The 18,651-nt window shown below is 32.1% G+C and carries 16 protein-coding genes and 1 tRNA gene; 9 read left to right on the top strand and 8 right to left on the bottom strand.

The features are described from left to right. The first annotated feature begins 41 nt into the window (after positions 1-41). Positions 42-2,909, top strand: a complete 2,868-nt coding sequence (locus WNY78_RS01725) for an alpha-amylase family glycosyl hydrolase (RefSeq protein ID WP_342871448.1) — start codon at positions 42-44, stop codon at positions 2,907-2,909. Positions 2,910-3,092: 183 nt separating this feature from the next. Here the strand turns inward: WNY78_RS01725 and WNY78_RS01720 are convergent. Continuing rightward, a tRNA-Leu gene (locus WNY78_RS01720) sits at positions 3,093-3,174 on the bottom strand. A 118-nt stretch (positions 3,175-3,292) separates the two neighbouring features. Here WNY78_RS01720 and WNY78_RS01715 point away from each other — a divergent pair. After that, positions 3,293-4,681, top strand: a complete 1,389-nt coding sequence (locus WNY78_RS01715; protein ID WP_342871447.1) for a dipeptidase — start codon at positions 3,293-3,295, stop codon at positions 4,679-4,681. Positions 4,682-4,745: 64 nt separating this feature from the next. On the opposite strand, the gene WNY78_RS01710 is transcribed toward WNY78_RS01715, so the two are convergent. After that, positions 4,746-6,131 carry a M28 family peptidase gene (locus WNY78_RS01710; RefSeq protein ID WP_342871446.1) on the bottom strand — a complete coding sequence of 462 codons (1,386 nt, stop codon included), beginning with the start codon at positions 6,129-6,131 and terminating at the stop codon, positions 4,746-4,748. Positions 6,132-6,257: 126 nt separating this feature from the next. Here WNY78_RS01710 and WNY78_RS01705 point away from each other — a divergent pair, with 126 nt between their 5' ends. From WNY78_RS01705 to WNY78_RS01680, 6 genes are all read left to right on the top strand, one after another. Further along, positions 6,258-6,623: a BlaI/MecI/CopY family transcriptional regulator gene (locus WNY78_RS01705; protein ID WP_342871445.1), complete on the top strand. Its 366-nt coding sequence runs from the start codon at positions 6,258-6,260 to the stop codon at positions 6,621-6,623. Positions 6,624-6,625: 2 nt separating this feature from the next. Beyond that, entirely contained in the window at positions 6,626-9,355 is a 2,730-nt protein-coding gene (locus tag WNY78_RS01700; protein ID WP_342871444.1) for a M56 family metallopeptidase, read from the top strand. A gap of 129 nt (positions 9,356-9,484) precedes the next feature. Continuing rightward, positions 9,485-10,585, top strand: a complete 1,101-nt coding sequence (locus WNY78_RS01695) for a DUF4407 domain-containing protein (RefSeq protein ID WP_342871443.1) — start codon at positions 9,485-9,487, stop codon at positions 10,583-10,585. A 295-nt stretch (positions 10,586-10,880) separates the two neighbouring features. After that, positions 10,881-12,248: a hypothetical protein gene (locus WNY78_RS01690; RefSeq protein WP_342871442.1), complete on the top strand. Its 1,368-nt coding sequence runs from the start codon at positions 10,881-10,883 to the stop codon at positions 12,246-12,248. A gap of 95 nt (positions 12,249-12,343) precedes the next feature. After that, entirely contained in the window at positions 12,344-12,586 is a 243-nt protein-coding gene (locus WNY78_RS01685; RefSeq protein WP_342871441.1) for a hypothetical protein, read from the top strand. Positions 12,587-12,622: 36 nt separating this feature from the next. Then, positions 12,623-13,084, top strand: a complete 462-nt coding sequence (locus WNY78_RS01680; RefSeq protein WP_342871440.1) for a nuclear transport factor 2 family protein — start codon at positions 12,623-12,625, stop codon at positions 13,082-13,084. Positions 13,085-13,092: 8 nt separating this feature from the next. On the opposite strand, the gene WNY78_RS01675 is transcribed toward WNY78_RS01680, so the two are convergent. Continuing rightward, on the bottom strand, positions 13,093-13,371 hold the full coding sequence (locus tag WNY78_RS01675; RefSeq protein ID WP_342871439.1) for a hypothetical protein: 279 nt from the start codon (positions 13,369-13,371) through the stop codon (positions 13,093-13,095). 328 nt (positions 13,372-13,699) lie between these two features. On the opposite strand from WNY78_RS01675, the gene WNY78_RS01670 reads away from it, so the two are divergent. Then, a complete protein-coding gene (locus WNY78_RS01670) occupies positions 13,700-15,019 on the top strand; it encodes a S28 family serine protease (RefSeq protein ID WP_342871438.1) in 1,320 nt (439 codons plus the stop codon). A 16-nt stretch (positions 15,020-15,035) separates the two neighbouring features. Here the strand turns inward: WNY78_RS01670 and WNY78_RS01665 are convergent, their stop codons facing one another. The 5 genes from WNY78_RS01665 to WNY78_RS01645 form a co-directional block, all read right to left on the bottom strand. Further along, positions 15,036-15,299, bottom strand: coding sequence for a DUF1272 domain-containing protein (locus tag WNY78_RS01665; protein WP_342871437.1), 264 nt, complete (start codon positions 15,297-15,299; stop codon positions 15,036-15,038). A gap of 5 nt (positions 15,300-15,304) precedes the next feature. Further along, positions 15,305-15,883: a PhnA domain-containing protein gene (locus WNY78_RS01660; protein ID WP_342871436.1), complete on the bottom strand. Its 579-nt coding sequence runs from the start codon at positions 15,881-15,883 to the stop codon at positions 15,305-15,307. Between the two features lie 62 nt (positions 15,884-15,945). Beyond that, positions 15,946-16,947: a type I phosphomannose isomerase catalytic subunit gene (locus WNY78_RS01655; RefSeq protein ID WP_342871435.1), complete on the bottom strand. Its 1,002-nt coding sequence runs from the start codon at positions 16,945-16,947 to the stop codon at positions 15,946-15,948. Positions 16,948-16,958: 11 nt separating this feature from the next. After that, positions 16,959-17,453, bottom strand: a complete 495-nt coding sequence (locus WNY78_RS01650; RefSeq protein ID WP_342871434.1) for a glycosyltransferase family A protein — start codon at positions 17,451-17,453, stop codon at positions 16,959-16,961. Between the two features lie 14 nt (positions 17,454-17,467). Then, positions 17,468-18,649 carry a response regulator gene (locus WNY78_RS01645; protein ID WP_342871433.1) on the bottom strand — a complete coding sequence of 394 codons (1,182 nt, stop codon included), beginning with the start codon at positions 18,647-18,649 and terminating at the stop codon, positions 17,468-17,470. Positions 18,650-18,651 lie beyond the last annotated feature (2 nt).

Below are 18,651 nucleotides of genomic sequence, written 5' to 3'. Positions count from 1 at the left end.
TATGTGTAATAACATAGCCTTTTTTTATAAAACAAAATACTATGAAAAAATATTTACTCATTTTAATAGCATTTATTTCTTTAAACACTTTTGCTCAAGTTACTTTGAGTGTTGGTGCTATAGAAGTAGATCAACCTGTTACAATAACACTAGACACTAATAGTTCTGCAACTAATTGTAACAACTTCAATAGTCCTGCAAAAGTATATATGCATTCTGGGATTGGTGATAATTCTGATGCTTTTGGATTTAACGTTGTAGGAAATTGGGGCCAAGATGATGGTGTTGGTGAAATGACAAGTAATGGTGACGGAACCTATAGTATAACTATCACTCCACAATCTTATTACAGTCTTACACAACCTCAAGCAGACAGTGCTACTCAGATAGGAATGGTTTTTAGAAATGAAAATGGTACTCAAGAATTAAAAGATAATGGCTGTGAAGATTTTATATTACCAGTTGGAACTGTGCAAATAAATATAACACAACCAACAACTGATTTAGTAGTCGTTGACTCTGGAAGTAATTTAAATGTTAGTGCTACAATAATTTTTCAAGGTAGCGCAACAGTACAAGGAAGTTATGAGATATTCTATAATAATGTATCGATAGCTACTGGAACTTGCGGATTTCCATCTTGTAATTATACAATTCCTAATATCACTCAAAGTGGTACAGTAAAAGTTGTAGGAACACCTCCTGGTTCTACTGAAACAGGCGAATCTTCTTTTCAAGTTGTAGTGGTTCCAACAGTTGTAGAAGAAACATTACCAACTGGAGCAGTTGATGGTTTAAATTATGGTCCAGACGCTACAAAAGCTACTTTAGTATTAACTGCACCAGGTAAAGAATTTATTCAAATTGCTGGAAGTTTCAATAATTATAATCCTAGTAATTCAGATGTCATGAAACGTGACCCTTCAACTGGGAAATACTGGTTAGAGTTAACAGGTCTCACTTCTGGTCAAATAGAGACTTATCAATATTGGGTATTTGACACCAATCCTGTAGCTAATTCTCCTGCTTTAGTTAAAACTGCAGATCCATTTTCTACTTTAGTATTATCACCTTTTGATGATCCTTATATTCCCGCAAACACTTACCCTAACCTACCTCCTTATCCTGCTGGACAAGAACGTGAGGTTACAGTATTACAAACTGGACAAACAGCTTACAATTGGCAAGTACCCAATTTTATTGCACCAAAAGAAGAAGATTTAATTGTTTATGAAGTATTGATTAGAGACTTTGATGCAGACAGAAACTATCAAAACTTAATTGATAGAATTGATTATTTCAAAAATTTAAATGTTAACGCTATTCAGTTGATGCCAGTAATGGAATTTGAGGGCAATGAAAGTTGGGGTTATAATACATCATTCCACTTAGCTTTGGATAAGTTCTACGGAACTGAAGACAAATTCAAAGAATTCATTGATTTATGTCATCAAAATGGAATTGCAGTAATTCTTGATGTTGCTTTAAATCATGCCTTCGGAAGAAACCCAATGGTACGTATGTGGATGAATGATCCAGATAATGATGGTTGGGGAGGACCTAGTAGTGAAAACCCATATTTTAATCAAGTAGCACAACACAGTTATAGTGTTGGTGATGATTTTAACCACCAAAGTAGCTTAACTCAAGAATACACACAACGTGTTGTAAAACATTGGGTTGAAGATTTTAAAATAGATGGTTTGAGATGGGATTTAACAAAAGGATTTACTCAAAATTGTGAAAACAATGAAGGTTGTACAAATACCTATCAACAAGATCGTGTAGATATTCTTAAACAGTATGCAGATTATTCATGGTCTTTAGATGCAGATCATTACGTGATATTTGAACATTTAGGAAGTCAAAATGAAGAGAAAGAATGGGCAAATTATAGACTTTCCGAAGGAAAAGGTGTTATGATGTGGGGAAAAATGACAGATCCTTATAGTCAACTTTTAATGGGCTTTAATTCTAATAACAATATAGATGCTATAGGTCACAAATCTCGTGTTCAATTTAATGGTCCTCGTGTTATGGGTTATCCAGAAAGTCATGATGAAGAACGTATAATGTATAAAGCTACAGAATTTGGAAACAATAGTGTAGGATCACACAATGTGAGAGATTTAAATACTGCATTATCTAGAATGTCGGCAATTGGAGCTGTAACCTTAACCGTTCCTGGTCCAAAAATGATTTGGCATTTTGCTGCTTTAGGAATGAATAACTCTTTATTTACTTGTCCAAATGGCACTGTTGATGATGACGGTTGTAAATTAGACACAAAACCACAACCTCAATGGACAGATAACTGGTTAGCTGATTCTAACAGAAATCAAATTTATAATGATTGGGCAAGATTGAATGAATTAAAAATAAACGAAGCCGTTTTTGAAGGTGATTATGCAATTACATCTGGAACTTTAACACCTAGAATTGATGTTTTTGATACGTCACTTCCTTCATCACAGTTAAAAAACGTAGTTGTATTAGCTAATTTTGATGTGGTTTCAAAAACAGTAAATACGAGTTTTCCAACTGGTGGTAATTGGTTTGATTTAATGGATGAGACTGGAAACACAACGTATAGTGCAAGTACTGTTACTATTCCTGCAGGACAGTTTAGAATCTTCGGAAATAAGCCTTCAACATTAAGTATAGATAGTTTTGATACTAATAGCGATTTCAGCATTTACCCTAATCCTGTAAATACATCGTTTAAAACTAACAAAGCTATTTCTAGCTTACAGATATTTGATATTACAGGTAAATTGATAAAGTCTTTCAACGGAGAATTCACAACAGAAAACGCTTATGATATTTCAGATTTAACACAGAGCATCTATCTTGTTAAGATTGAAAACACTAATGGTCAAACATTAACGTCTAAGCTTATTAAGCTTTAAAACTGATTAACAATCATTTAAATTAGTCTAAACCGTCAAGTGAAAACTTGGCGGTTTTTTTATTCAGTTTCGTACTAAGATTAGCTAAAAACCAATTGAAAACAGAAAACATTCAAACCTGTAATATTTCAGAATGCACAAAAAACAAAAAAGCTAACTCGTTAAAGTTAGCTTTCTATTAAGTACAGGCGGAGAGACTCGAACTCTCACACCTTGCGGCACTAGATCCTAAGTCTAGCGTGTCTACCAATTCCACCACGCCTGCATTTGTCCCAAAACGGGATGCAAATATAAAAAATACTTTCTACATTCAATTAACTTTATTTAAGAAAAATTTACTCATTGATTTTGTATTTTTGAAAGAATCTAAAAACACACAAAACATGCAACATATTCAGTCTTATCTTGAAGAACACAAAGACAGATTTCTAACAGAGCTTATTGACCTCCTTAAAATCCCATCTGTAAGCGCAGATCCTGCATTTAAAGATCATGTATTTAAAACGTCAAAGGTCATTAAAGAGAGTCTTTTAAAAGCAGGTTGCGACCATGTTGAGATTTGTGAGACCGAAGGTTTCCCAATTGTTTATGGCGAAAAAATAATTGATAAAAATTTACCTACCATTCTTGTTTATGGTCATTATGATGTGCAACCAGCAGATCCTGTTGAGTTATGGGATTCTCCTCCTTATGAACCTGTAATTAAAAAAACTAAAATACATCCTGAAGGAGCCATATTTGCTCGTGGTGCCTGTGATGACAAAGGTCAAATGTACATGCACGTCAAAGCGATGGAGTTTATGTCTAAGACCAATCAATTACCTTGTAACGTCAAATTTATGATTGAAGGTGAAGAAGAAGTTGGAAGTGTTAACCTTTCAAAATTTGTAAAAGCTAATCAAGAAAAACTTAAAAATGATGTGATTTTAATTTCAGATACTGGAATGATTGCTCAAGATGTACCATCCATTACAACTGGTCTTCGTGGTTTAAGTTATGTAGAAGTTGAAGTTACAGGTCCAAATAGAGATTTACATTCTGGTTTGTATGGTGGTGCAGTTGCCAACCCAATAAACATATTAACTAAAATGATTGCGTCTTTACATGATGAGAACAATCATATCACAATACCTGGTTTTTATGATAAGGTTGAAGACCTCTCTGATGCTGAACGTGCAGAAATGGCTAAAGCCCCATTTTCGTTAGAAGATTATAAGAAATCCATAGGAATAGATGCTGTTTATGGTGAAAAAGGTTACACAACAAACGAACGCAATTCTATTAGACCAACTCTAGATGTCAACGGAATTTGGGGTGGCTACATTGGTGAAGGCGCAAAAACCGTAATTGCGAGTCAGGCATTTGCTAAAATATCTATGCGTTTAGTCCCAAATCAAGAATGGGAAGAGATTACAGAGTTATTTAAAAAACATTTTGAGAGCATTGCTCCTGATGGAGTTAAAGTAAAAGTGACACCTCATCATGGCGGACAAGGTTACGTTACACCAATTGATAGTATTGGTTACCAAGCTGCAAGTAAAGCCTATGAAGATACTTTTGGCAAAACACCAATTCCGCAACGTAGTGGAGGAAGTATTCCTATTGTCGCTCTGTTTGAAAAAGAATTAAAAAGTAAAACAATTTTAATGGGATTTGGTTTGGATAGTGATGCTATTCACTCGCCAAATGAACATTTTGGGGTTTGGAATTATTTTAAAGGCATTGAGACGATTCCTTTATTTTATAAATATTTTACTGAGTTAAGTAAATAATCAAACATAAAAAAGCCACCAATTAAAAGTATTAGTTGGTGGCTTCTTTTTTTCATCAGAAATTTTATTCTTTAACAATCTTATAAGTCCCAGATTTTTCATTAGTATTTACTTTCAAGAAATAAACACCTCGAGGTAACTCTTTTATATTTAATTCAGTGCTTTCGTTAACGGTTTTATCTAGAACTAATTTTCCTGAAACATCAAACAAATTTAAATGAGTGGATGTTTCCGAAGCTAATTCTATAGTTAAAAAATTTCTAGTAGGAATTGGGTAAACTTTTACTTCTTCAGTAGAAAAAGACTCAAGTCCTAAAGTATCAAACAAAAGACAACTACTACGTTCTACACAGGTCCCAGAAGTTACTTCTACTGCATAATTACCATTTGCTGTTGGAATAAACGACTGATTTGTTTCTCCAGAAATAGCCATATCTGTATCACAATTGTACCATTGGTAGCTCGCCGAATTTTGATTAGAAGTCAACATTGTTATGGTTTGAGCCACTGTATTATCTACAGCAACCAAACTTCCTTTAGTAACCATATAACCTGTAACTAATTTAACCATTTCAGTAAGGTATGGCATATCTAGCGTAGCAAAACGATCTTGAGCACTATGATAAAAAGGGGTTTCATCATCTGTTTCCCATGATTCTCCAACCAAAACAGCAGAAAACGGATTTGCTCCACCATTTGCAAACCAAAAACTAGCATGATCACTTGCTGTAGTTCCTGGATTAACTTCAATTACAGTTAAGTCAAAAGTATAGGTATTTAAAACTGACAAAATATCATTTTTCATTGCCACAGAATTTGCAATATTTCTATAATCGATATCAAATTCATTATCTCCAGGTTGTCCAACAGGATCACCATCATAACCAATCATATCCATATTTAAAACACCTAAAATATTATCTCCATTACTGGCTGCTTGATTGGCATAAAATTGAGAGCCACGAAGACCTATTTCTTCTTCATCCCAAAGTGCATACACTATGGTATTATCAAGACATTGTGTAGAAAGTATTCTCGCAACTTCTAAAACTGCAGCTGTACCAGATGCATTGTCATCTGCACAAAAATCTGCAACAGTATCATAATGTGCACAAACAATATAAATATCATTTGGGTTTGTTTTACCAATTTGTGTTGCGATAATATTTCGACCATTAGTATTAAATAGTTGCTCTGATACAACTATATTATCTAGCGCTTGTAATCGTTCTATTAAATAATCTCCTGCTAGTTCATTATTGGCTTGTTGTCTATTTAATATAGTCACTGTATTACCATCAACTATTGTGGTTTGTTCTCCTGAAAACTCGTTAATAATTAGCGATAAATTATTGTTATCAACCTGATTGATAATATCTTGTATGTTTTGTGAATGCGAATAAAATGTACATAGTAATATGCACAGAATTGTAGAGTGTAACGATTTCATTGTGGGCAATTTTTCTTTTTATAATACTTCAAATATAGTGTATTTGAATTATATCTTTTAAATAGAATTTTGATAATTAATATTTTTACTCTACATTTGTAGAGTTAATTCTAAACATGTAGAGCAATGCAATTATCAAATTCCGAAGAACAACTTATGCAATATCTCTGGAAACGAGAAAAAGCTTTTATGAAAGATTTGCTTCTCGCCTATCCAGAACCAAAACCAGCAACGACAACTGTTGCTACGCTTTTAAAGCGTATGATTGACAAAGGTTTTGTGGCTTATAAGCTCTACGGAAAATCGCGTGAATATTACCCTTTAGTAAAGAAAAAAGATTATTTCTCTAAACACGTTAACACCTTAATTAAAACATTTTTTAATGATAGTGCTTCACAATTTGCATCCTTTTTTACTAAGGAAACAGATCTAACAAAAGAAGAATTGGAAGATTTGAAAGCTTTAATTGATAAAGAAATTAAAAACAAGTAATTATGGTAATCTATATTTTAAAATTTAGTGCTTGTCTTGCTGTTCTTATGTTATTTTACAAATTAATACTAGAGCAATCTAGCATACATAAGTTTAAACGTTTTTATTTATTAGGCGCTTTAATTATAGCTTTAACTATACCATCTCTAACATTTATTGAATATATAGAACCGGTAACTGTTGGAGAATTTACAACTTTTGTTGTACCAGATTTTGAGATGACAGAGACTACTCAAGAAGTTATTGACGTAGATTATACACCAATTATTTTATGGTCACTTTACGTATTGGGAGTTTTAATATTTCTGCTAAAATTTTGTTTCAATCTTAATAATATCATTTCTAGAATTAAGAGTAATCCTAAATTAAAATCGGAAGGCTTTATAAATGTCTTAGTTTCTAATTTGAAAATTCCACATACGTTTTTTAACTACATATTCTTTAATAAGAATAAGTACGAGCTTGGCGATATCCCAAAAGAAGTGCTATTACACGAGCAAACCCACGCCAAACAGAAACATAGTATAGATGTGCTTTTATTAGAAATATTACAAATCATATTCTGGTTTAATCCTTTAATATATTTACTAAAGCGTGACGTTAAACTTAATCATGAGTACTTAGCAGATCAGGCTGTTTTACAAAACGGAATTGAACCTTCCACATACCAAACCATTTTACTGGCTTTCTCATCAAAAGCCGAACACCAAGAATTGGCAAATGCCATTAATTATTCATCAATCAAAAAACGATTTACAGTCATGAAAACACACACATCAAAAACATCCATTTGGCTGCGAAGCCTATTAATTTTACCAGTTTTAGCTATTTTGTTATATGGCTTTACAGAGCGCGAGCAGGTTGTTAAGAAAAACTCAGTTACTGTTGAAACTGATATTTCCGAAGGTGCAACAGATGCTATGATGAAAGAATACAAAGATTGGATTAAGCAATTAAACAATTCTTCAAGTCTTTATATTCCTTTAGGTACATATGAACGCATAGTTGCTATCTATGACCTTATGAGCGAAGAGCAACGAAACTCCGTTGAGACTCATCCTTTTCTACAAGGATTAACTCCTAATTTATATTCGGTAGAACCTAGTAGACCCACAACTGCTCAATTTGAATCTTGGAAAAATGAAAAGGAGTTTGCAATTTGGTTAGATGGAAAGCACATATCAAATTCAGAATTAAACAACTATAAAGCAAACGATATTACATATTATGTAGGCTCGAGTGTTCATAAAAATGCTTTAAGCGAAAAATTCCCTCAACCTTTTCAATATAATTTATATACCAAAGAAGGCTATAATAAGTTTTTTAAAGAAGTCTATGTAAGTGATTATAAAGCATTAACCAAAACGTATTCTAATCTAATTAGTGCTTATTTAAAAGGTTCTCAAACAGATAACTCTGAACTTAGAATAATAAAAGCGCAAGCTGATAAATTCTATAATCAATTTACTAAAGAAGATTTAAAAGAATATAGTTTACGTCCTGCTCCACCTGTACCGATGCAAAAATCATTTCAAGAAGGAGCAACACCAGAGCAAGTAGCAGAATACAACACACTAGCTAAAAAATACAATGCACAACCACAAGATAAACGAATTATAAAACGTAAAGATATTGAACGTTTAGAATATCTCTACAAGATAATGAGTGATGAGCAAAAGAAAAATGCTGAGCCTTTTCCTAATTGTCCTCCGCCTCCACCACCTCCTCCACCAATATTATCTGCAAAGCAACTTGAGGAATATAACAAACTAGCAAAAAAGTATAATGATAAACCTCTAAAAGATCGCATCATAAAAGTAAAAGATTATGAATATCTAGAAGGTTTATATCAAGCAATGAGTAAAGAACAAAAGGAATCTTCACAACCTTTTCCGAGTTTTCCTCCTATAATACCTCCACCTCCACCGCCTCCTGCTGAAACCAAAACTGGTTTCATAGAGATTAATAGTGAGTTGTATTATTATGTAGAATTTGCAAAAAAAACTAAATATTATAATAGTAAAGGATTTCTAGTTTCTAAAGAAGGAAAAACAATTAGTAAAAGTAGAGCTAATGCCTCAGATATAATTCCTGGTCAATATATCACGAAAGTATATATTGGCAACGAGGTTTTTGTTGAATTTGAAGACAATAAACCACATAGAATGGATGACGTTGTTGATTCTCCACCTCCACCACCACCTGCTCCTGCTCCAAAGTCTACATTAGACTTTGTAATTGATTTAGCTAAAAAGAATGCAATTTTCTTTTTTGAAAACGAAAAAATAACATCAGATAAGGCTATTGAACTCATTAAAAACAATAAAGAACTCAACGTTCAAGCAATTAAAACTAAAAGTAATCAACCACAAGTTTTTATCTCTAAAGAGCCTATAAATGTGAGTCGTGGAAAAAGTGATGTGCCTGTTGCAGTAAACGGAAAAACATCAAAAGATAATCAATATATATTGTCTTCAAAAAAGATGCAAAAATTAGAACTAACGTTAAAGGAGGCACAAGTGATTAGTTTTAAAATTAAATTTCAAGGCAAACCTACACAAAGTGTAAAAGGAAGTGAGTTAAATAAAATGGCAAAAAGCTTAGTCAAACAAGCTAAAGAAGGAACTCAAGTTCAACTTTTTGATATTAAAGACAATGATGGTTTTACACATCCTCCAGTAATTATTACAATAACAGATAAACTTGTTGGTGTTATGGGCAAAAAAAATTAACCATTTAACAATTATTATATAATTAGACCTCTCAAGTTAAAAATGCTTGAGAGGTTTTTTTGTTAAATAATGTAACAAACAAGGTACTTATGCGTTCTAATAGTCAATCAATCAAAATCAACACTCATCATGTTAAAAAAATTCTTCATCATCTGCTCTGGAGCAGATACAGACATCCTAGACAATTGCGCCATTGGTGAACAAAACAAATTTGCAGGTATTGGAGCCACTGTATTTTTTACTGCAGTAATGGCTTTTATTGCATGTAGTTATGCACTTTACACTGTTTTTGACAATGTATTTGCAGCCATAGGATTTGGTTTTATTTGGGGTTTATTAATCTTCAATCTAGACCGCTTTATTGTGTCTACAATTAAAAAAAGAAACAACATCATTGACGAAATCCTACAAGCCTCACCAAGATTAATCCTTGCTGTCATTATTGCCATTGTGATTTCAAAACCTTTAGAACTTAAAATTTTTGAAAAGGAAATCAATCAAGTGCTTTTAGAACAAAAAAATGATTTGACGCTTGCCAATCAAAATCAAATAGCTGCACAGTTTACTCCTAATGTGGATGCGTTGTCTTCGGAAATTTTAAATCTCCAATCACAAATAATGACTAAGGAAGCAGAGGTTAATGCACTTTACGATGTATATATTTGGGAAGCTGAAGGTACTGCTGGTACAAACCTATTAGGCAAAGGACCAGTTTATAAAGAAAAACGAGACAAACATGATGCTGCTCTAACAGAATTACAACAATTAAAAACCGATAATAAAGCAAAAATTACTGCAACCGAAAGTCAAATTGCTCAACTTAATTCGGATTATGATACTCAAGTTGCAACAACCCAACCAATTATTGATGGTTTTGATGGGTTAATGGCTCGCGTAAATGCTCTCGGAGAATTACCTTTTTTGCCTTCCTTATTTATTTTGTTGTTGTTTTTAGCTATTGAAACCTCTCCTATTTTTGCAAAATTAATGTCTCCAAAAGGTGAATACGATTACAAATTAGAAGATGCTGAAACCGCAGTTAAAACTTGGGTTGAGCAAAAAGTAAGTGAGCGTAAAGTGTTATTAAAAACAGATCAAACACTTAATAATAGAATTTATAATGATATTGCCGAAGAAGATGAACTCTATACTTATAAACGCAATAAAGCTCGTGAATTAATGCAATTACAAGCGGATGCTTTTTTGAGTAAACAGAAAGGTGTCTTATAATCTTATCACTGGCTCATTAGAAGTTCATAAAAATTATAGATTTACCTTTAAAAAAAAACAACTATGACTTGCTTAAAGAGCTTTAAGTGCGCAAGTAGTTCTACCCTTTTTAATGAGCATATATACCCAATTACATGCCTAATGCCCATGTTTTCAGATAATTATATATATTTTCGAATAAGTAAAATTTTGCTATTAACTATTTTGAATTCATGTGGATAGTCCTCAATAAGTTGATCACTTTTAAAATTCAGAATAGTTTAAAAATTAGTATTAATCTTTAAATTAAGAAATTATGTCTATTCCAAAAAATAAAGTGAAAATTGGTTTAAAAAAGGATACACCAACACCTTTATCAATTCCTGTTTTACAAAAACAATTAAACAATCTCGGATTGGATTGTGCATACACCACACCAAAACGATTAGAAGTATTCCAAAGAGAAGTTACAGCTCAATTCCCTGATGGCATCAATCAAAGTTTTGGTATTCATCAACCCAAACAGAGCTCCGACATGACACCTTACTACAGATCTATGTATGATAGGGTTCCTGCTCCATATTTGGGTTTAACTGAATCATCAAAAGGTGATTGGAAACCCGAAGCTTCTGCATTAGGCTACTCAACACAATTATCTACAGTAGTTTTTCCAAGAAATTTTGAATATTTAACTCTAAATAGAGCAGGCTTTGCTGGTAATAGAAGTGAAGAAAAAACTAATGAGAATAAATACGAAACAGTTGATGCTATTAAAGATATGTTTATTCAATTAGGTATCGAAGCTTCTGCATCACTTGTAAAAGGTCTTGACAAATCATCTTTAAACTCTATATTGAGTAATGCAATCGCACCTATAAACGAAAAAAACGTAAAAGACTATTACAACGCAGATAGTCGTGTCGTGTTTTTAGTTGAAAACTATAATCCATTGACAGAAGAGGCTGATGCAATTGGCGTGTTAGGTATTGATTGGGAATTAAAAATCAATGATTACCTAGAAAAAAAGAAGAGTCCAAAACATGATACTAAGATGACCATTAGTACAAGGTCTATTCTCTACGATAGTATTGCTGCATTAGAAGCCGACATTGTTTTCTTAAAGGCAAATTTTGGAGAAGATCTATTTGGAAAAATCCCGAGCAAAAAGAAAGAAGTGAAAATATTTGATAAACTTCCCCCATCTAATGACGATACTTTTAAATATGGTTTACCGCTAATCGCTAAAGATGATTATGTTGATGTACTTATAATGTATGCACCAAATTTACAGAGCGTTGGAAGTATTGATAATACTTTATCTTCTATGGAAACTTCGTTTAGCAAAACAATTACAAGTGGTTTTACGTTTACCATGGGCCAAAAGATAACTGTCGGTGCAGAATTTGAAGCTGGAGTAGTGTTTGCAAAAGGGAAAGTATCCGTAGGATTAGAAGTTTCGTTCACAGAACAATGGAATAATAGCCAATCTGAAACTATAACGTTTAAAGCACCTGCGGAGAAAAAGGCTTTTTCTTACCAGGGTTATTTGCTTACTAGAAAGCTTCGGTTTAGTCCAGAAGATGGCTCATATACCTATGTTGAAGATGAAGGTCGCTTTTTAACTAATATTTTAAAAACAAGCACAGATCCTATAGTAGGTGACGTCTTACTTGTTACGGAATAGGGAAAGTAATTTCAAGTATAAAAAGTGTTAGGTATATATTAATATACTTAACACTTTTTTTTGCCATAGAAACCTCTCCTATTTTTGCAAAATTAATGTCTCCAAAAGGTGAATACGATTACAAATTAGAAGATACTGAAACCGCAGTTAAAACTTGGGTTGAGCAAAAAGTAAGTGAGCGTAAAGTGTTATTAAAAACAGATCAAACACTTAATAATAGAATTTATAATGATATTGCCGAAGAAGATGAACTCTATACTTATAAACGCAATAAAGCTCGTGAATTAATGCAATTACAAGCAGATGCTTTTTTTAAGCATCAAAAGAATGCCCTCTGATTTTTGAGTATATTTAAAATCTAAATATATACTCAAATGAGATTTGCATGTTGCTTTTTATTACTCCTTCTTTTGTCTTGTCAAACAGAAACTAAAGAAGTTGAGTCATCAACTGTTTCCGAAGAAAACATAGTACAAAACATTACTGGAATCAAAGAAGTGTTGTCTGCACAAGAAATCGCATGGAACAATCATGATCTAGAAGGTTTCATGGATGGTTATTGGAAGGACGACAATCTTAAATTTTATGGTAGCAACGGACTCACAAAAGGCTGGAAAAACACCTTAGCTAATTATGAAAAAGGATATCCAACAAAGGCTGAGAGTGGCACACTACGTTTTGTAATCAATGATATTTCTAAAATTGAAAACGATACTTATTGGGTTATGGGAGAATATCATTTAACACGTTCAATTGGTGATGCCAATGGTGTATTTATGATTATCTTTAAAAACATTAATGGCCAATGGAAAATTGTTGCAGATATGTCCTGCTAACGTTCTATTTACGCAGCTTCTTCTGTTTTAAAATGAGTGTATAAACTGCTTTGACCAAGTCCAATGATCGATAAACGCTTATTTTTAGCTAAAGCTTCATTTTGTAATTGTGCAATGGCATTAACACCATAACGGTCAATACTTGAAAGTTTTTCTATACTAACTGTGATTCCACTTGTGCTGTTAAATGCATTTTTAAAACGTTTTTTAAACACATGAATGTTATTACGATCTAAAGATCCTTTAACATTAAAAAAGTTGTTTGCAAATGTAATTTCTAGGTTCATAATAATATGGATTTAGGTTAAATTAAATAACTCTGGGTTGCTATTAATCAATATCATTAGTCGTGCCAATTATTAATTATTTATAATAACCAGCTTTGTAAATATCATAAATAATTATGGGTTACAGTTACATATTCGATAAAATGTATAATTGGTTGGTTTTAGATTATAAATAGACTTTTTTAATCGATAAAATACACGTTTATAGTAGTCTAACTTATGCGTTTACATATATTTTACAGTGTTTTTTATTAAATAACAGTATAATTATTAGACATTAGTTACTTTTACTTTCAATATATTTTCATCCAAAAAAAAGAAAACCATTATGAAACTAACTCATCTTTTTTACACTTTACTTTTCGCATTATCTATTGTAGGTTGTAAAAGCACACAACAAGTTGTTACAACAACTTCTACACAAGATATTTCAAATTTTGAAAAACTAAAATCTATAAAAAATGTGATTAGTGTCGAAAAGAGAGAACCTTCAAGTCACTTTGATGAGAATTATGAAATTTGGTTTGAGCAACCTATTGATTATAGTGATGCTTCTAAAGGCACATTTAAACAACGTGTGTTTTTAGGATTTGAAAATCAAAACTTACCTGTAATTGTAGAACTTAAAGGTTACGGAATTGGATCTGAAAAAGCTGGAGAGCTTGCGTCTCATTACAATGCCAATCAACTAAGTATAGAGCATCGCTATTTTAATAATTCTCGTCCTGAACAAATAGACTGGAATACCTTAACGATAGAAAATGCTGCAAAAGATCAAACCACCATCATCAATGCTATTAGAGATGCTATATATCCAAATGCAAAATTTGTGACTACTGGTATTTCAAAAGGATGCCAAACAACTATGGCACATCGTCGCTTTTTTCCTAATAATGTAGATGCTAGTGTTTGTTACGTTGGACCTTTAAATTATCAACGAGAAGACCCAAGAGTATATCAATTTTTAAAAAATGTGGCAACAAAAGCAGATAGAGATAAAGTGGAGGCATTTCAAAAGTTATGCTTTGAAAATAGAGCTGCATTATTACATATGATGAAAGATGAAGGCGTTAAAAAAAACATGTCTTGGGAATTTGGTGTTGAAAAAGCGATTGATTATACTATTCTAGAATATTCATTTGCGTTTTGGCAATGGGGAATTCCTATTAGCAATATTCCTTCACAAGATGTTTCCGTAGAAAATATGTACAAACATCTTATTGATGTGGTTGGTTATGGTTTCTTTGAAGAGAAAGCAGTTGATGATCTTCAACCTTATTTTTGGGCTGCATTAACACAACAAGGCATTTATGGTTATGAAACTGCTCCTTTTAAAAACTATTTAAATACTGATAGCATTTACAAGTTTGATTGGGCTTTTCCTGAAGGTATTACAAAAGATTATGATTTAAATGCGATGAAAGAGATTAAATCCTATTTAGATATTTCCGCAGAAAAAATACTTTTTATTTATGGAGAATATGATGCCTGGAGCTCTACTGCTGTTGAGTTAACAGACACAGCAAAAAACAGAGAACTGTACAAATTTGTAAAACCAAAAGGCGATCACAGAACCCGAATAAATAGTTTCTCATCGGAAAATCAACAGTCTATTTACAAAATTATTGATGGTTGGATTGCCAATTAATTAGAAAATTACCATTTTATATGTTATCGATTTTCTTGTAATGTTCTACTAAATCTACTGGTTTAAAAACAATGGTTTCTGATACTGGATATTTTTTGAGATGTTGTGTGGGACGGATTGGTCTTTCGGTAAAATTGCCTCCACAATTGGGACACACCTCTTTTAAGAGTGACACGCAATCTCTACAGAACGTGCACTCAAAAGTACAAATCATTGCCTCTTTAGAATCGTAAGGCAATGATGTATTACAGTTCTCGCAAGTAGGTCTAACTTCTAACAAGATGCTTATAGTTTTTTAACGTATTCAGTGATAATAACAGTTAATGTTGGTCCTACTTTACCTTCAATGTAGTTTTCGTTTTCATGATCCAAACGAATATTTCTAACTGCAGTTCCTTGCTTTGCAATTTGACTTGATCCTTTTATTTTAAGATCTTTTATTAAAACTACACTATCTCCATGTTCCAAAATGACTCCATTAACATCTCTATGAATTAATTTTTCTGGATCTGCTTCTCCTTCTCCTGTAGATTTAGCGAACTCTAAGACCTCATCCTCCATATACATCATGTCTAATAAATCTTGAGGCCAACCTTCTTTTCTTAACCTTGATAACATTCTCCAAGCAATAACCTGAACGGGTTGATGCTCACTCCACATACTATCATTTAAACATCTCCAATGATTAGGATCTGTAATTTCTGGATCTTCAATTTGACTAACACAAGTTTTACAAGCAAGCAATGATTTATCTAAGCTCTCGTCTTTTATAGGTGCAACAGTATGGATTTCTAAGTGGTCAACACTACCACATAATTCACATTTGTCTCCTGCTCTTTTCTTTAATTCTCTATCAATACTCATAAATTCAAAATTTTAATATGCAAATATATGAATTGTGAGTTGGGAACAATGTAAAAAATTAGTTATGACGCTTTAAGTAATGTCTTACTTAAATCTCCATCTATATAAACTTCTAATAACTTAGCATTATGAGAAGAAAAAACGATTTCTTTAGTTTCTGCTGGCAGTAAAATAGTTTCTCCTATTTTTAATGTTTCTGTAATACCACCTGCTGTTATAGACGCAGTACCTTCAACACACATAAAAATGATGAAAGAATCTAAGTTTTCATAGTTTTTCTCGAAGGTGTCGTTTACATTTATAATGTTCGTTGTAAAGTAGTCACAATTAACCAAATTAGTGCTTTTGTTAGATTGGAGTTGATATTCTGCTTTTCCGTTAGATTCAAAATGTTTAGTTGCTTGTTCTGCTAATTGGGTATGCAATTCTCTTTTCTCACCTTGATCATCCTTACGATCCCAATCATAAACACGATATGTAATATCTGAGGTTTGTTGAATTTCGGCAGCTAAAACACCTGCACCAATGGCATGAATTTTTCCTGCTGGTATAAAAAAGCTATCTCCTTTTTTAACAATTTCTCTGTTAAATACAGCTTCAACGTTATCTGAAGTAATGTGATTTAAAATTTTTGGATTAGTATTTTTATCTTTTAATCCTATCACAATATTAGCATCCTCATCACTATCCATGATATACCACATTTCTGTTTTTCCAAAAGAATTGTGCTGTATTTTCGCCATCTCGTTATCTGGATGCACTTGAACTGACAAGTCTGTGTTAGCATCTAAAAACTTAATAAGCAAAGGGAAATTATGACCAAAATGTTGAAAATTATTAGCTCCCAAAAATGCAGCTTCATGTGCTACAATTAAATCTTTAATGTTTGTTCCTTGGTAGATACCATTGCTTACTTCAGAAATGTTCCCATTGACATCAGAGATTTCCCAACTTTCACCTATATTATCTTTATTAGTATCTTTTGACAATAACGAACCTAACTTATGGCCACCCCAAATTTTTTCTTTTAATATTGGTTTGAATTTTATTGGATATACTTTCATTTTTTTTGTTTTTAAAATTTACTTTGATAATGAAGATTATCAGCTTGCCTCTCCAACTCTAGTTTTGTTAGATACTCTGAAACAGAAAATAATTTTTGAAATAGGGTTTTCCTTTTTCTATGACTTTTTATGATCTTCTTATCATATTTAATAATTGCGTCTTGATGCTCGCTAATAGCTTGAATAATGGTATTAAAACCTTGATATTGTTTATTTAATAAATTCGCATTTATATAACCTAAATGTCTCAATTTAAAATGATTAAACATGTATCGAGCTCCCGATTTTACTGCGGAAATATCTGACTTAAATTTTTTGATATTTACAATTGAAACATTGTCACATTGCTCTTTTACTTCCTCTAAAATTAAATACGTATCATCTTTACTTTGATTATCTACAAGACAGAATTCAATGTCTTTTACTTTTTTACAGCAGTTAATAAAAAAATCAATATTGATCTCTTTCTCGTAATTATGAAATATGATTATGATTCCTGTTTTCATTTGAGTTCTATTTATTAAGCTACTTTTAGAACTGTTGAAGTAGGAATTACGCTTTTACGTTTACCTCTATATACCCAAGCAATCTGACCTAGTTGTCCAACAATTTTCACTGAATCTTTCATTGATAATTTAGAACCATCTGCATGAATCCATCTTTTTAATGGTTGCTCGCAAAGCATTGCTTTAGCTTCTTTTAATCCAAAATGGATACTCATTCTTTTAAAGATTTCTACATCAAAAATCCATTGTGTTACAAACTTTTCACTAAATGCAATCTCAATGACATCCTTATGGAAAATTTTAGCACCACACTGTGTGTCTTTAAAATCCATTTTTAAAATCTTTCTGATAATAAAGTTGATGGTTAGACTTATAATTTTTCTAGCAGACTCTTTAGTAATGTTTGCACCCATTCTAGCAATACGAGAACCGCTTACAATTTTAAATTCTGATGTTTGTATTGTCTTTACTAAATCATCAAAATCTGCTAAGTCTGTAGATAAATCGGCATCTAAAAAACCGATATAATCTAAGTCCTCTTTTTTTGCCATGTGAAGCATTCCTAAACGAACCGCTTCTGCTTTCCCTCCGTTTTTCTCACAATCGTAAATTGTAATAAAATCTTCTCTTCCTTTTTGCAAGTCTTGTAAAACCTCTAATGTTTTATCCTTACTTCCATCGTTTACAAAACATAAATGGTAGCCAGAATTTTTATCGATATAGCTTATAAATTCATCACTCAACAAACGTTCCTCTTCATTATAACAAGGAATTACAACACCAACACAACGCTCTTGTATCATGACATTACTTTTAGTTACTATATTTTGTACTGTAGGAGCACCAATTAACCGTTTAACACGTGCACTAATTTCATTTAAGCTTAATGGCTTTTTCATGTAGTCATTAATTCCTAAGTCAAATCCTTCTGTTATAATATCATCTTGAGTATTACCAGATAATACCATTATTGGTGTTAAAGAATGTTTCGTTTCTCTTATATATTTAACGACATCTAAACCAGAAACTCCAGGCATATTAATATCTACAATTACTAAATCTGGATTAAATGAATCGTATAATTCTAAACCTTTAGAAGAATTCGTTTCTATTTTTACTTCGTACCCTAATTCTACTAATCTCTTTTGTAAAGGAAGTAATACTAACTGTTGATCATCTATTGCTAAAATTTTCATAA

Origin of the sequence: Psychroserpens sp. AS72, assembly GCF_038900375.1 — a bacterium.
Taxonomy (GTDB): domain Bacteria; phylum Bacteroidota; class Bacteroidia; order Flavobacteriales; family Flavobacteriaceae; genus Psychroserpens.
This window is presented reverse-complemented; position numbering and strand designations above follow the sequence as displayed.